Genomic DNA, 12,329 nt, shown 5'->3' on the forward strand with positions numbered 1-12,329 from the left:
GAATGCACCTACCCTCGGTGCGCAGCCGAGATCCGGCTGGGTGCCCGCGGGGAACGGGTGCCACCAGTCACACCAGGGAGTGACACATGCAGCACCGCAGGATCAGGCGGACCGCACTCATCGCCGCACTCATCGGAGCCGTCGTCGTGGCGGCACCGCTCGGAGCAGGATCCGTTGCCTACGCGGGGGTCACCGCCCCGGTCGGCAACGTCGGCAAGTTCAAGCAGACCTTCGTCGAGAACTTCAGCACGACGGCCTCGGCCAACGGCCAGTTCGCGAAGACCTACGCGAACTCGTGGCAGCCCTACCCGGACGGGACGGGCGGCACGTACTACTCGGGCTCGCAGGTCAGCGCCCGCAACGGCTACATGGACGTCACGCTCGACGGCAAGCACGGAGCCGCGGGGACCTTCGGGAGCCCGAACGGCGCGTGGTCGCACGTGGGCGGCAAGTTCAGCGTCCGAGCGAAGGCCACCGGCGGCGACGGGAACGGTGCAGCGTTCATGCTGTGGCCGTCGTCGAACGTCTGGTCGGACGGCGAGATCGACTACCCGGAGGCGAACTTCGAGGGGGCGCCGATGCTCCACCACCACTCGATGGTCGCCGGGCAGGAAGCGAACTCGACGAGCATGAGCACCGGGGTGACCTGGCGCAGCTGGCACGTCTACTCGGTCGAGTGGATTCCCGGCAAGTCGGTGCAGTACCTGCTCGACGGCAAGGTCATCAAGACGGTCACGTCGAACGTGCCGAAGACCGCGCACCGGTACATGTTCCAGGTCGGCAACTGGGGTGCCGCCGGGCACCTCGACATCGACTGGGTCAGCACCTACGAGTACACGGGCTGACCCGCAGCAGGTCAGCTGATCGCGATCGTCCGTGCGAACGTCCGCGCGACGGGCGGTGCGGCGACGATCGGTCCGATCGCTGCGGCACCGTCCGGGGTCGCCCGCCATGCCTCGTAGGCGTCGTGGGCGGCCCCGCTCGTCCAGGACTCGACGACGACCATGCGCGTCGGGTCGGCGTCGTCGACCAGCACCTCGAGGGACTCGCAGCCGTCGAAGGCGCGGGTCTGCGCGAGCGTCTCGCGGATCGCCGCCTCGACGGTGTCGGCGGGGACGTCGCTCCGGAACTGGACCTCGAGCAGGACGGTGATCGACATGTGGTGCACCTTTCGTCAGCAGTGTCCGACTCAACCCGCAGCGGCGCCGACCTGTTCCGGATCGGTCAGCGAGCCGGTCGTCAGTGGACGAACCGGAAGCGGATGGTGTCGCCCGGGCGGAGCTGCGCGGCACGGTCGACCGACTCCGGCGTGAGGACCGCCACGACGGGGTAGCCGCCGGTCACCGGGTGGTCGGCGAGGAACAGCACTGGGAAGCCCTCCGGCGGGACCTGCAGTGAACCGGTCTCGACCCCTTCGCTCGGCAGCTCGTGCGTCACGGCGCGGACGAGCGGCTGCGGAGCCGTGGTGCGGACCCCCACGCGGTCGCTGTCCGACCCGACGGTGAAGTCCTGACGGGTCAGGGTGTCGCGCCAGTCCGGCGTGAACCAGTCGTCGCGGGGGCCGGCGGTGACGTCGAGGACGACCGGGTCGTCCGGCCAGTGCTCGTCCGGTTGCGGCACGGCGTCGACGATCGGCCACGAAGCGCGCGCGTCGCCGATCGGCAGGACGTCACCCGGCGACGAGGGCGGAGGCCCGAGGCGTGCGAGCGAGTCCCATGAGCGACTGCCGAGCACGGGCTCGACCGCGAACCCGCCGAGGACGGCGATGTAGGAGCGCAGCCCGGCGGTGGCCGTACCGATTCGGAGCGTGTCACCCGGTGTGAGCATCAGGACCTCGTGCGAGGCCGCACCGCGGACCCGGCCGTCCGCCCGCTCGATCTCGACCGGGCAGGCGGCCCCGGCGGTGGCGACGGCCACGTACGCGTCGGTCCGCAGCGTGACGGAGCCGAGCAGGGCCTCCAGGACGGCCGCATCGGGACGGTTGCCGACCAGTCGGTTGGCCAGTGCTGCGGACCCGCGGTCGGCGGCGCCCGCCGCGCCGAGGCCCATGTCACTGAATCCGGGACGCCCCAGGTCCTGCGTTGCCGCGCCGAAGCCGACCTGCAGGACGGTCAGCGCGCTCATGCCGCACCCGCGTCGACGAACCGGACCCGTGTGCCGGCGGGTGCCAGCGCCGGCGGTTCCCGGTCGAGCGACCACATCGGCACGTCGGTGCGGCCGATGAGCTGCCAGCCGCCGGGGGAGACGCGCGGGTAGACGGCGCTGAACTCGCCCGCCAGTGCGACCGCACCGCTCGGCACGGCGGTGCGCGACGTGCTCCGGCGAGGCAGGTCGAGTGACGGCTCGGTGCCGGTGAGGTAACTGAAGCCCGGGGCGAAGCCGCAGAACGCGCTCGTCCAGAGCTGGCCGGTGTGCCACGCGATCACGCGGTCGCGGCGCATGCCCGTCAGGGCGACGACCTGGTCGAGGTCCTCGCCGTCGTAGACCACCGGGATGACGAGTGGGTCCGCGGCGCTCGCCGCGTCTGCGTCGGCGGACGGGACGACCCGTTCGAGTGCGCCGCGGAGTCTCGCGGCGTCGGTCGTCGCCGGGTCGTAGCGGAGCAGCAGGGTCCGCGCGCCGGACACGACCTCGGTGAGGCCGGGAAGCCGAGTCGCGGTCAGCCCGGCACGGAACGCGGCGACCTGTGGCAGGGAGTCGAAGGTGGCGAGCAAAGCGGAGCGCCCAGCGGGCCGGAGGTCGAGGACGGTCACGGTGCGAACGGCGCGATCGTGACGCCGTGCTCGGTCAGCAGGGCTCGGATCGCACGGGCCATCGCGACGGCACCGGGGGAGTCGCCGTGGACGCAGACGGAGTCGGCGCTGACCCGCAGCTCGGAGCCGTCGACGGCGGTCGCGACCCCGTCGGTGACCATGCGGAGGACGCGGGCGGCGACCTCGTCCGGATCGTGCAGCACCGAACCCGGCGTGCTGCGGGACACCAGGGAGCCGTCGGGTTCGTAGGCGCGGTCGGCGAAGGACTCCGCGACCGCGCGCAGCCCGTGGCGTTCGGCAGCGAGCAGGAGTTCGGAACCCGGCAGCGCGAGCACCGCGAGCGAGCTGTCGACGTCGGCGATCGCCCGGACCACGGCCTCGGCCTGGACCGGGTCGGCGCACGCGGTGTTGTACAGGGCGCCGTGGGGCTTGACGTAGGTGACCGCGGTGCCGGCGACCCGCGCAGTGGCGGCCATCGCGCCGAGCTGGTGCACGACGTCGGCGTGGAGTTCGTCCGGGGTGACGTGCACCGGACGGCGACCGAAGCCGGCGAGGTCGCGGTAGGCGACGTGCGCTCCGATGGCGACCCCGCGCTCGGCGGCAGCGCGGGCGGTGGCGAGCATGATCGTCGGGTCGCCGGCGTGGAATCCGCAGGCGACGTTGGCGCTCGACACGACGTCGAGCATCGCGGCGTCGTCGCCCATCGTCCAGGCGCCGAACCCCTCGCCGAGGTCGCTGTTCAAGTCGATCGTCGTCACGGGGACTCCCTGTCGTCGCGGGTTGTTGAACAATCTACCGAGCGGCGACTCCGCTGTCGACCGGTCGGGGCACGCGGCTGGTGGGTGGATTCCGAGCAGCGGCACGTAGCGTCCGAGGTCAGCACCTGCCGGGGGCGTCGCCCTCGGTTCGACCACTGCACTGGAGCAGACCATGACCGACAGCAGCAACACGCACGACGACGACGCCAAGGCCCCCGTGAACGACTCCGAGGGCATCGAGAAGCCGGGCGGGCTCGGCGACGACAACACCATCCCCAACGACCCGGACGGCCTCGCCGCTGGGCACGTCGGGGACGACTCGCACTTCAACCCGGAAGAGGACGGCGAGAAGTAAGGATCGTTCGTCGACTCGGAACGACGTCCTCGTTGTCGTACGACGACGAGAACGTCGTTCCGAGTCGACCCGGTGTCGTTCCGAGTCAGTCCCTACAACACCCGCTCCAGCAACCGCAGCGTCCCCGCGATGTCCACGTTCCGGTCCAGCAGCCACTGCACCTGCAGCCCGTCGAACGCCGCGATGATGAGGGACGCCACCTGCCCGAGGTCGGCGTCCGAGTGCCGCCCCGACGCCGCGAGCTCGTCATGCAGCTGGGCGACCAGGTTCCCCCGTGCCTCGTCGAACCGTGCGGCGAAGAACTCCCGCGCCGTCTCGTTGCCGGACTCCACCGACGCCCCGAGCAGGGTCGTGTAGAGCGTCACGAGTGCCGGCTCGCGGACGTTCCGGTCGGCGACGATGGCCAGTCGGGTGAAGACCCCGGCCGTGTCGCCGAGCGCCCGGTCCGAGGCGGCATCGCGTTCCCGCAGGACCTCGACCAGCAGCGCTTCGCGTGACGAGAAGTAGTGCTTCAGTGCCGCGTGCGAGACCCCGATCGCATCGCCGATGGCGCGCAGTGAGGTGCCGTCGATCCCGCGCGAGGCGACGACGTCGAGCGTCTGGTCGAGGATCTCCCGCCGACGCTGCACACCCTTGGCGTAGGGGCCCCTGGTGCCGATTCCATCGTTGGAGGTCACGCGTGCCAATGTACCGGCGCAACAATCGGGACAAAAACTTCCGGTCGGAGGTTTCCGGTGCTACAGTCCCGATCACCTAGCAGCACTAGGTATTCGAGGGCCCCGAAGCCCCCTATGACTCGAGGAGGAGTCATGTCGACACCGACGTCGAAGGAAGAACCCACCCGCGGCATCGCCGGGACCGCATCACCAGCGGTCACCGCAGCCGCCGGTGCCACCGCCTCGGACGCCGCGGCGCCCCGAGCGTTCTCGGTCGAGGGGATCACGCAGTCCGTCAGCACGATGCGTGTGGGCCGCGGCTACCTCTGGGGCCTCAGCTTCGCCCAGTTCGGCCTGTTCGTCGCCCTGCTCACACCGGTCTTCGTGAGCATGTCGATCAAGGCGACCGAGCTCAACCCCACGAGCCCCGAGACCGTGGTCGGCTCGGTCCTGCCGTTCGGTGCCCTCGGCGCGCTGTTCGCCAACCCGCTGTTCGGCGCGATCTCCGACCGCACCCGCAGCCGGTGGGGCCGCCGACGCCCGTGGATGCTCGGCGGCGTCATCGTCTTCGTCGGTTCGCTCGCCTGGCTCGCGTTCTCGCCGAACGTCCTGCAGCTCACGCTGGCCTGGGTCCTCGCGCAGGTCACGGCGAACGCCGTCCTCGCCACGCTGACCGCGAGCTTCGCCGACAACGTGCCGGAGTTCCAGCGCGGCAAGGCCTCGAGTGTCATCGCCCTCGCGCAGAACATCGCCATCCTCGCGGGCCTGTACCTCGCCGTGTACCTGGTCGGGAACCTGCCGGTCCTCTTCATCGCCCCGGGTGTCCTGGCGATCATCGCGATCCTCGTCTACTGCTTCGTGGCCCGCGACGACCTGCCGACGACGCCGGTCAAGCCGTTCAGCTGGATCAACCTGATCAGCTCGTTCTGGACCAACCCGATCAAGCACCCGGACTTCGGTCTGGCATGGTGGGGTCGCTTCCTCATCACGTTCGGCACGTTCATGTTCACGACGTACCGCCTGCTCTACATGCAGGACCGCATCGGTCTGCCGCAGGCCGAGGCCGTCGGGGTCGTCGCGTTCGGCGTCCTGCTGTACACGGTCGCCCTGCTCGTCAGCGCCGCCGTCTCCGGTTGGGTGTCGGACCGCGTCCAGCGCCGCAAGGTCTTCGTCTGGGGCTCCACCGCACTGACCGCGGTCGGCCTCGTGATCCTGGCCCACGTCGACACCGTCGGCGGCTTCTACTTCGCCGAGATCGTCCTCGGCTTCGCCTTCGGCATCTACGCCGCCATCGACACCGCCCTGATCGTCGACGTGCTGCCCGACCCGGAACGCCCCGGCAAGGACCTCGGCGTCATCAACATCGCGAACGCGCTGCCGCAGTCGCTCGCTCCGGCCGTCGGCCTGTTCCTGCTCGGCATCGGCGGTGGTCAGAACTACACGCTCATGCTCTGGGGTGCCGGCGTCGCCGTCATCCTCGGCGCCCTCGTCATCCTGCCGATCAAGTCGGTCCGGTAGGCAACGCACCAAACCAGCGGCCTGGAGGCGCGACTCGCGTCTGCAACGCGAGTCGCGCCTCCAGGCAGTCACCTGTACCACTCCCGGAAAGGACCCGACATGGCTCCCGCCATCTCCCTGCAGCTCTACACGGTGAACGCCGCGCTGGAGCCCGACCTCGACGGCGGCGTCCGCCGCCTGGCCGAGATCGGCTTCGACACCGTCGAGGCGTTCGCGTTCGTGGACCGAGCACCGCAGCTCAAGTCCGCGTTCGACGCCCACGGCATCACCGCGAAGACCGGCCACGCGTTCCTGGTCGAGGAGACCATCCCGCTGCCCGACGGCACCGTGATGACCGCTCCGTCGCACGCCGACACCTTCGCCGCGGCGAAGGAACTCGGCCTCGAGATCGTCATCGACCCGTTCGTCGGACCCGACGCGTGGACGACCCGCGAGGGCGTCGAGCGCGTCGCCGCACGACTGAACGCCGCCGCCGTCGAGGCCGCCGAGCACGGTCTGCGCGTCGGCTACCACAACCACGACCACGAGCTCCGGCCGCAGATCGACGGACAGCCCGCGCTGCAGGTGCTCGCGTCGCTGCTCGACCCGGCCGTGGTGCTCGAGCTCGACCTGTACTGGGCGTCGGCCGCGGGCATCGACGTCGTCGCGTTCATCGAGGAGCTCGGTGACCGCATCGTCGCCGTGCACGTCAAGGACGGTCCGATGCGCGACGACATCTCCACCGCGACGATCCCCACCGACCAGACCCCGGCCGGCCAGGGCGACGTCCGGCTCGCCGAGGCACTCCGTGCGGCGACGGCGCTCGAGTACGCCGTGATCGAGTTCGACGGGTTCGACGGGGACGTCTTCGACGGTGTGCAGCAGTCGTACGAGTGGCTCGCGGCGCACCTCGCGCCGGCCGGTTCGTCGTCCGCATCGGAGGTGTCCGCATGACCCGCACCGGACGCGTCGGCATCGGCTTCATCGGCGCCGGCATGATCAGCGAGCAGTACCTGGCCAACCTCACGACGTTCCCCGACGTCGAGGTCGTCCGGATCGGCGACATCGACACGGAGCGCGCCGCGGCGTCGGCTTCGAAGTGGGGTGTCGCGGCCTCGGGCGACGGCGCATCCGTGCTCGCCGATCCCGACGTCGAGATCGTCATCAACCTGACGCTCCCCGCCACGCACGTCGCCGTCTCGATGGACGCCCTGCGTGCCGGCAAGCACGTGTGGAGTGAGAAGCCGATCGGCGTGGACCGTGCCTCGGCCGCGTCGCTCGTCGAACTCGCCGACTCCCTCGGGCTGAAGCTCGGCATCGCGCCCGACACCGTGCTCGGTCCGGGCTGGCAGACCGCCAAGCGTGCGATCGAGGCCGGTGCGATCGGCACCCCGCTCACCGCAGTCACGAGCATGCAGTGGCAGGGGCCGGACGTGTTCCACCCGAACGCGTCGTTCCTCTACGCCACGGGCGCGGGCCCGCTGTTCGACATCGGCCCGTACTACTTCACGGCGCTCGTGCACCTGCTCGGACCGATCGACTCGGTCGTCGCGACGGGTTCTCAGTCGCGGTCGACGCGGCAGTTGGTCGTCGGACCGAACGCGGGCGACTCGTTCCCCGTCGAGGTGCCGACCCACGTCTCCGTCCTGACCTCGTTCGAGCAGGGTGGCAACGCACAGTCGCTGCTGTCGTTCGACACCCCGCTGTTCCGGCACGGCGTGTTCGAGGTCAACGGGACCGAGGGCACGATCGTCCTGCCCGACCCGAACACGTTCGGTGGCGGACACCCGATCCGGATCGCGCGGCCGCTGACCGCGGACGCGACGTTCCCCTTCTCGCAGGAGTGGGACGTGCTGCTCGACGAGGAGCCCACCGTCGGCCGTGGGCTCGGCGTGCTCGACATGGCGCGGGCGATCCGTGGCGGCGGCTCGCACATCGCGACCGGCGAGGTCGGCTACCACGTCCTCGACACCATGGTCGCGGTCGAGGAGTCCATCGCCGCCCGCTCGTTCATCGAGGTCGAGTCGACCGTCGCACCGATCGCGTCGCTGCCCGAGGACTTCGACCCGCTCGCGGCGACGCTGGAGGGCGCGCAGGTCTGAGGGCTGGATCGACCCGGGATCGACTCGGAACGACATCCCCGACGTCGTGCGACGACGGGGATGTCGTTCTGCGTCGGTGTCGGTCTCAGCGCACCGCGTGCTGGCGGAGGGCGACGACGACCTCGTCGAGGAAGTCGTCCACCTGGTCCTGGTCGTAGCCCTCGCGGAACTTCGTGGGCTGGAACCGGGCGGCGGACACCTGCTCCGGTGTGAGCGGATCCACCGGCCGCCCCTGCTCGTATCCGGCGAGGGTGGTCTGGATCCGGTCGAGGAAGGCGTCGACCTCACCCTGGTCGTAGCCCTCCCGCCACTTGGTCGGTCGGAACCGCTTGTCGGACACGTCCTTCGCGAGCATCTGCTCCCCCTTCTGCATGCCCGTCATGCTCTCACGGGCGTGCGAACGGGCCGGGGCAGCGGCGGTACCGGCAGTTCAGCGCAGTGGGAGTCGGCGGCCGAACACGGCGTCGAGGAACCGCGCGAAGCGGGACTCCGTCGGCGGCGCGGTCTGGACCGTGCGCGTCGGCGACCGGAACGCCAGGTCGTGCAGCATGTTCCGCTTCGAGCCGTCCCAGTTCGCGAACAGGTAGGTGCCGCCGATGAACGACATGCTCCTGACCGGCGTGCGCTTCCAGGAGTCGGCAGCCACGTAGTAGCCCGTGTGTCCGGAGCGGATGTGCTGGATCACGGTGTCGACGTCGATGACGCTGGTGGTCGTCACGACGGCGGTGATGCCCGTGCGGTCACGGGCGACGTACTCGATGAGGTGTTCGGTCACAGTAGGACTCTTCGTCACAGAGGCGGGACGCCACGACGGTGAACGTGGCGAAGGGTGTTCGGAACCGCCGTTGCTTCCGACAGCAGAATACGTCCGGTTCGTCGTGGCGTCACCGGAATGTCCGACGGTCGCACACGCTCGAACGTTCAGACGGGCCGTCGGACCACCCACGAAGCGATCAGGTCGACGGCAGCCGTGAAGTCGATGCTGCCCGGTCGGTTGAGGAACGCGTGCCGGCTGTCGGGCAGGACGTGCCGTTCGAGATCGACCCCCGCGGCACCGAGCCGCCGTGCGAACCGGTCGCCGGATGCGCGCATCGTGTCCCGCTCGGCGTCGAGCACCAGGGTGCGCGGGAACGTGCTGAGGTTCTCCGGTGCCGGGAACGCTCCGGCGCCGAGCGGCCCGGCGTAGGTGCGGTTCGCGGCGTCGAGCAACAGTGGAGCGTGCGTGATCCGCCGGTGCCCGCGCACGAGACGCTGCACCGCTGGGTCGCGGGGGATCCGCGCGTGGAAGAACCCGTACGCGAGCACGGTGCCGGCCAGCGCGGGTCCGTGAGGGACCGCGGTGGCGGCGAGGCAGGCTCCAGCGCTCGCGCCACCGAGCACCAGACCGGCCGGACACTCCTCTGCGAGCGAGCGGAGCACGGCCACGACTTCGTCCCGAGCGTGCGGTGCGCGTCGGCGTGCTCGTGGACCCGTCCGCCCGATCCAGGGCAGACCCGGCAGCGGGCCGAGGCGGTAGTCGACGGTGACCACCGGGATGCCGCGGGCGCTGAGCACCCGGGCCACGGCGTCCGACTCGGGCAGGTCCAGGTCGCCCCGGAAGAACCCGCCGCCGTGCAGCCAGACCAGGGTCGGAGCGGCTGCGGGGTCCTGCGGTCGGTAGCGCCGGATGAGGACCGGTCCGTGCGGACCCACGACGTGGTCGTCCGCGACGTCCGCCGATGCGCCGATGCCCTCTCCCCGCATGCCAGCAGACTACGGGCCGGTAACGATGCGAGCGCCGACACCGCGGTCGGTGCACCGTGGAGTGGTGCGCACCTCGAAGACTGCTCTGTTCCTGACCGGCGCGGCCGTGGTCGCCCTGCTGACCGGCTGCTCCGGCGGCGGGGACGGCGGCGACGCGACCCCGACCGTCACCGAGACCGTGACCGCAGCGCCGACGGACACGGCAGCGACCCCGACGCCGACGAGCACGCCGAGCCAGACACCGACGCCCACCCCGACCTGTGGTCCCGCGGCCGGCTCCGAGGCAGCCGCCGCCGGGATCGCCGCGCTGCCGTCGCCCGCCGGCCTCGAGGGCACCGAGTGGGACGCCGCGAACGCCGACTACACCGGCTACGACGCCTGCGCCTCCCTGTCCTGGTCTGTCGTCTCGCCCGAGTTCGCCACGGCCGGCTCGCCTTACGCGATCCTGCTCTTCCACCAGGGCCGGTACCTCGGCACCGCGACCTCCGAGCAGTACGCGTTCGAGCCGACGGTCGAGCGGCTGGCCGACGCCTCGATCAAGGTCACCTACACGTACGCGAAGGCCAACGAGGCGAACGCTGACGCCTCCGGTCGCACCACCGCGACGTACATCTGGAACGACGGCACCGAGCGCGTCGACATGACCGGCGAGGTACCGCCCGTCGGCTGATCCGGCGTCGGCGGCTCAGCGGCGCTCGCGCGCTCCGTGGTGCGGATCGAACTCCCGCCGCAGCGACCGGAGCACCTGCATCAGGATGTGGATCTTCGTCACGCTCGCGCCGAACGGCCGCCCGATGACTGCGCGCGGCAGCAGCACGAACCGGCCCACCGCCTCGGTGACGATCCAGATCCCGGTGTCGGTGCGCTGTCCGCGGACGTCCGTCGAGGCCAGCTCGATCGTCCTGACGTCGTCCCACACCAGGTCGAACACGGGATCGTCGCGCTCGGGTGACCACGCGTGGAGACCCGCCGCGTCGACCGTCCACAGCTCCGGCCTCGGGTCCGGGAAGTCGTCGGCGGCGTACGGGCCCGTGCGGAGGACGGGCAGGTGGAAGCGTGTCGTGGTCCCGTTCCGGCGGATCCGGTCCAGCACCACGCGGTCGCGCCGCCCGCGCAACCAGGACAGCACCGCGGCCACGGGCCCGAACCCGAGCAGCAGCACCGAGAACAACGGCACGGCGAACGGGCGTCGGGCGTCCGAGTGCAGGATGCCGTCGAGGTGGGTCGCCGAGAAGTACACCCCGATCCCGCCGGCCACCGTGACGATCGCGAGGCCGACGAGGAACGGCCACCGCTTCGGTGTCTCCCCGTCGCGCAGCCGCTGCACCCACCGCTCGCCCGAGTACTCCACCACACCATCCTGCCCGGCTGGACCGCACGACGGCCGCGAGCACGAGATGCTGTTCCCATGCAGTTCGCCCGCACCGCCGCACCCGGAGTCGCCGTCGCCGTCGCGATCGGCCTCGTCGCGACCCTGATCGGATCGGTCGTCCCGGTCGTGGGCGGACCCGTCCCCGCCGTCCTGATCGGCGCGGTGCTCGGTTGGCTCGTCCGTCGGCGCACCGGTGGCACCCTCGCCGTGCTCGCTCCCGGCGTGAAGTTCTCGTCGAGCCGTGTGCTGCAGTTCGCGGTGGTGCTGCTCGGCGCGCAGCTGTCGATCGGTGAGGTCCTGCGCATCGGCGGCGAGACCCTGCCGGTCATGGTGACGACCCTCGTGGTGTGCCTCGGTGCCGCCTGGGGGATCGGCCGGCTGCTGCGGGTGTCGAGCGCCCTCCGCACCCTGATCGGCGTGGGGACCGGCATCTGCGGTGCGTCCGCGATCGCGGCCGTCACGCCCGTCATCGGTGCGGTCAGCGCGGACGTCGCCTACGCGATGTCGACGATCTTCCTGTGCAACATCGCCGCGGTGTTCGCCTTCCCCCTGCTCGGCCACGCCCTCGGTCTCAGCCAGCACGCCTTCGGCGTCTTCGCGGGGACGGCGGTGAACGACACGTCGTCCGTCGTCGCCACCGCGACGGTCTACGGTCGCCAGGCGACCGACACGGCGGTCGTCGTGAAGCTGGTGCGGACCCTGATGATCATCCCGATCGTCATCGGGCTGGCCGGACTGGAGGCCCGACGCGCCTCCCGCGAGCAGCTCGCGCCCGACGCGGGGTCGCGCAGCGGCTTCCGTGTGTTCCGGTTGGTCCCGTGGTTCCTGATCGGGTTCCTCGTGGTGGTGCTGCTCCGGACCGTCGGGGTACTGCCGGCTGACGCTGCCCCGGGGTTTTCGACCGCGGCGTCGTTCCTCATCACGGTGGCGCTCGCGGCGATCGGCTGCTCGACGGACTTCGCGGCGCTGCGACGTGCCGGGTTCCGTCCGATGCTGCTCGGCATCGCGCTCTGGGTGTTGGTGGCGGGCACGAGCCTCGGGGCGCAGGCGGTGTTCGGCCTGCTGTAGGTCGGAGCCGGGCGGGGTCTTGCAC

The 12,329-nt window shown here is 70.9% G+C and carries 15 protein-coding genes and 2 pseudogenes; 7 read left to right on the forward strand and 10 right to left on the reverse strand.

Going from position 1 to position 12,329, the window contains the following annotated elements; genetic code table 11:
- Positions 1 to 86: 86 nt before the first annotated feature.
- Complete coding sequence (locus tag EDF42_RS17255; protein WP_123673655.1) at positions 87 to 845, forward strand: glycoside hydrolase family 16 protein; 759 nt, start codon at positions 87 to 89, stop codon at positions 843 to 845.
- An 11-nt stretch (positions 846 to 856) separates the two neighbouring features.
- Here the strand turns inward: EDF42_RS17255 and EDF42_RS17260 are convergent, their stop codons facing one another.
- From EDF42_RS17260 to EDF42_RS17275, 4 genes are all read right to left on the reverse strand, one after another.
- Positions 857 to 1,159, reverse strand: a complete 303-nt coding sequence (locus EDF42_RS17260; protein ID WP_111086660.1) for a putative quinol monooxygenase — start codon at positions 1,157 to 1,159, stop codon at positions 857 to 859.
- An 80-nt stretch (positions 1,160 to 1,239) separates the two neighbouring features.
- The gene (locus EDF42_RS17265) at positions 1,240 to 2,124 is read right to left on the reverse strand and encodes a biotin-dependent carboxyltransferase family protein (RefSeq protein WP_123341200.1); all 885 of its coding nucleotides are present in this window, start codon (positions 2,122 to 2,124) and stop codon (positions 1,240 to 1,242) included.
- Positions 2,121 to 2,753, reverse strand: a complete 633-nt coding sequence (locus EDF42_RS17270) for an allophanate hydrolase subunit 1 (RefSeq protein WP_123341199.1) — start codon at positions 2,751 to 2,753, stop codon at positions 2,121 to 2,123. Before EDF42_RS17270 ends, EDF42_RS17265 begins: the two co-directional genes overlap by 4 nt.
- Entirely contained in the window at positions 2,750 to 3,511 is a 762-nt protein-coding gene (locus EDF42_RS17275; RefSeq protein ID WP_123673657.1) for a LamB/YcsF family protein, read from the reverse strand. Before EDF42_RS17275 ends, EDF42_RS17270 begins: the two co-directional genes overlap by 4 nt.
- 172 nt (positions 3,512 to 3,683) lie before the next feature.
- Between EDF42_RS17275 and EDF42_RS17280 the strand changes: the two genes are divergently transcribed.
- Entirely contained in the window at positions 3,684 to 3,866 is a 183-nt protein-coding gene (locus tag EDF42_RS17280; RefSeq protein ID WP_123673659.1) for a hypothetical protein, read from the forward strand.
- A gap of 92 nt (positions 3,867 to 3,958) precedes the next feature.
- Here the strand turns inward: EDF42_RS17280 and EDF42_RS17285 are convergent, their stop codons facing one another.
- Positions 3,959 to 4,543 (reverse strand): TetR/AcrR family transcriptional regulator, encoded by a 585-nt coding sequence (locus tag EDF42_RS17285; protein ID WP_123673661.1) that lies wholly within the window; start codon positions 4,541 to 4,543, stop codon positions 3,959 to 3,961.
- A 132-nt stretch (positions 4,544 to 4,675) separates the two neighbouring features.
- Between EDF42_RS17285 and EDF42_RS17290 the strand changes: the two genes are divergently transcribed.
- The 3 genes from EDF42_RS17290 (at position 4,676) to EDF42_RS17300 (ending at position 8,121) form a co-directional block, all read left to right on the forward strand.
- Positions 4,676 to 6,040 (forward strand): MFS transporter, encoded by a 1,365-nt coding sequence (locus EDF42_RS17290; protein WP_123341195.1) that lies wholly within the window; start codon positions 4,676 to 4,678, stop codon positions 6,038 to 6,040.
- Between the two features lie 99 nt (positions 6,041 to 6,139).
- Positions 6,140 to 6,973, forward strand: a complete 834-nt coding sequence (locus EDF42_RS17295; RefSeq protein ID WP_123341194.1) for a sugar phosphate isomerase/epimerase — start codon at positions 6,140 to 6,142, stop codon at positions 6,971 to 6,973.
- Entirely contained in the window at positions 6,970 to 8,121 is a 1,152-nt protein-coding gene (locus EDF42_RS17300) for a Gfo/Idh/MocA family protein (protein WP_123673792.1), read from the forward strand. The genes EDF42_RS17295 and EDF42_RS17300 overlap by 4 nt, the downstream gene beginning before the upstream one ends.
- 100 nt (positions 8,122 to 8,221) lie before the next feature.
- Here the strand turns inward: EDF42_RS17300 and EDF42_RS19295 are convergent.
- From EDF42_RS19295 to EDF42_RS17315, 4 genes and pseudogenes are all read right to left on the reverse strand, one after another.
- Positions 8,222 to 8,344, reverse strand: a pseudogene (locus EDF42_RS19295) (DivIVA domain-containing protein); the annotation flags it as partial.
- 39 nt (positions 8,345 to 8,383) lie between these two features.
- Positions 8,384 to 8,503: pseudogene (locus EDF42_RS19300) on the reverse strand (DivIVA domain-containing protein); the annotation flags it as partial.
- 48 nt (positions 8,504 to 8,551) lie between these two features.
- Complete coding sequence (locus tag EDF42_RS17310) at positions 8,552 to 8,896, reverse strand: hypothetical protein (RefSeq protein ID WP_123673665.1); 345 nt, start codon at positions 8,894 to 8,896, stop codon at positions 8,552 to 8,554.
- A 146-nt stretch (positions 8,897 to 9,042) separates the two neighbouring features.
- Positions 9,043 to 9,864, reverse strand: a complete 822-nt coding sequence (locus EDF42_RS17315; protein WP_123673667.1) for an alpha/beta hydrolase — start codon at positions 9,862 to 9,864, stop codon at positions 9,043 to 9,045.
- A gap of 64 nt (positions 9,865 to 9,928) precedes the next feature.
- Between EDF42_RS17315 and EDF42_RS17320 the strand changes: the two genes are divergently transcribed.
- Positions 9,929 to 10,534, forward strand: coding sequence for an LppP/LprE family lipoprotein (locus EDF42_RS17320; RefSeq protein ID WP_148067857.1), 606 nt, complete (start codon positions 9,929 to 9,931; stop codon positions 10,532 to 10,534).
- Between the two features lie 15 nt (positions 10,535 to 10,549).
- Here the strand turns inward: EDF42_RS17320 and EDF42_RS17325 are convergent, their stop codons facing one another.
- A complete protein-coding gene (locus EDF42_RS17325) occupies positions 10,550 to 11,215 on the reverse strand; it encodes a hypothetical protein (protein WP_123341190.1) in 666 nt (221 codons plus the stop codon).
- A 57-nt stretch (positions 11,216 to 11,272) separates the two neighbouring features.
- On the opposite strand from EDF42_RS17325, the gene EDF42_RS17330 reads away from it, so the two are divergent.
- A complete protein-coding gene (locus EDF42_RS17330) occupies positions 11,273 to 12,304 on the forward strand; it encodes a YeiH family protein (RefSeq protein WP_123341189.1) in 1,032 nt (343 codons plus the stop codon).
- The last annotated feature ends 25 nt before the right edge of the window (positions 12,305 to 12,329 follow it).

This window comes from Curtobacterium sp. PhB172 (assembly GCF_003752545.1).
In the GTDB taxonomy this organism is placed as follows: Bacteria; Actinomycetota; Actinomycetes; order Actinomycetales; family Microbacteriaceae; genus Curtobacterium.

Excerpts from the sequence above, each read along its gene's own strand:
- EDF42_RS17255 (WP_123673655.1), top strand. The coding sequence starts at position 87 with ATGCAGCACCGCAGGATCAGGCGGACCGCACTCATCGCCGCACTCATC.
- EDF42_RS17260 (WP_111086660.1), bottom strand. The coding sequence starts at position 1,159 with ATGTCGATCACCGTCCTGCTCGAGGTCCAGTTCCGGAGCGACGTCCCC.
- EDF42_RS17265 (WP_123341200.1), bottom strand. The coding sequence starts at position 2,124 with ATGAGCGCGCTGACCGTCCTGCAGGTCGGCTTCGGCGCGGCAACGCAG.
- EDF42_RS17280 (WP_123673659.1), top strand. The coding sequence starts at position 3,684 with ATGACCGACAGCAGCAACACGCACGACGACGACGCCAAGGCCCCCGTG.
- EDF42_RS17290 (WP_123341195.1), top strand. The coding sequence starts at position 4,676 with ATGTCGACACCGACGTCGAAGGAAGAACCCACCCGCGGCATCGCCGGG.
- EDF42_RS17295 (WP_123341194.1), top strand. The coding sequence starts at position 6,140 with ATGGCTCCCGCCATCTCCCTGCAGCTCTACACGGTGAACGCCGCGCTG.
- EDF42_RS17300 (WP_123673792.1), top strand. The coding sequence starts at position 6,970 with ATGACCCGCACCGGACGCGTCGGCATCGGCTTCATCGGCGCCGGCATG.
- EDF42_RS17315 (WP_123673667.1), bottom strand. The coding sequence starts at position 9,864 with ATGCGGGGAGAGGGCATCGGCGCATCGGCGGACGTCGCGGACGACCAC.
- EDF42_RS17330 (WP_123341189.1), top strand. The coding sequence starts at position 11,273 with ATGCAGTTCGCCCGCACCGCCGCACCCGGAGTCGCCGTCGCCGTCGCG.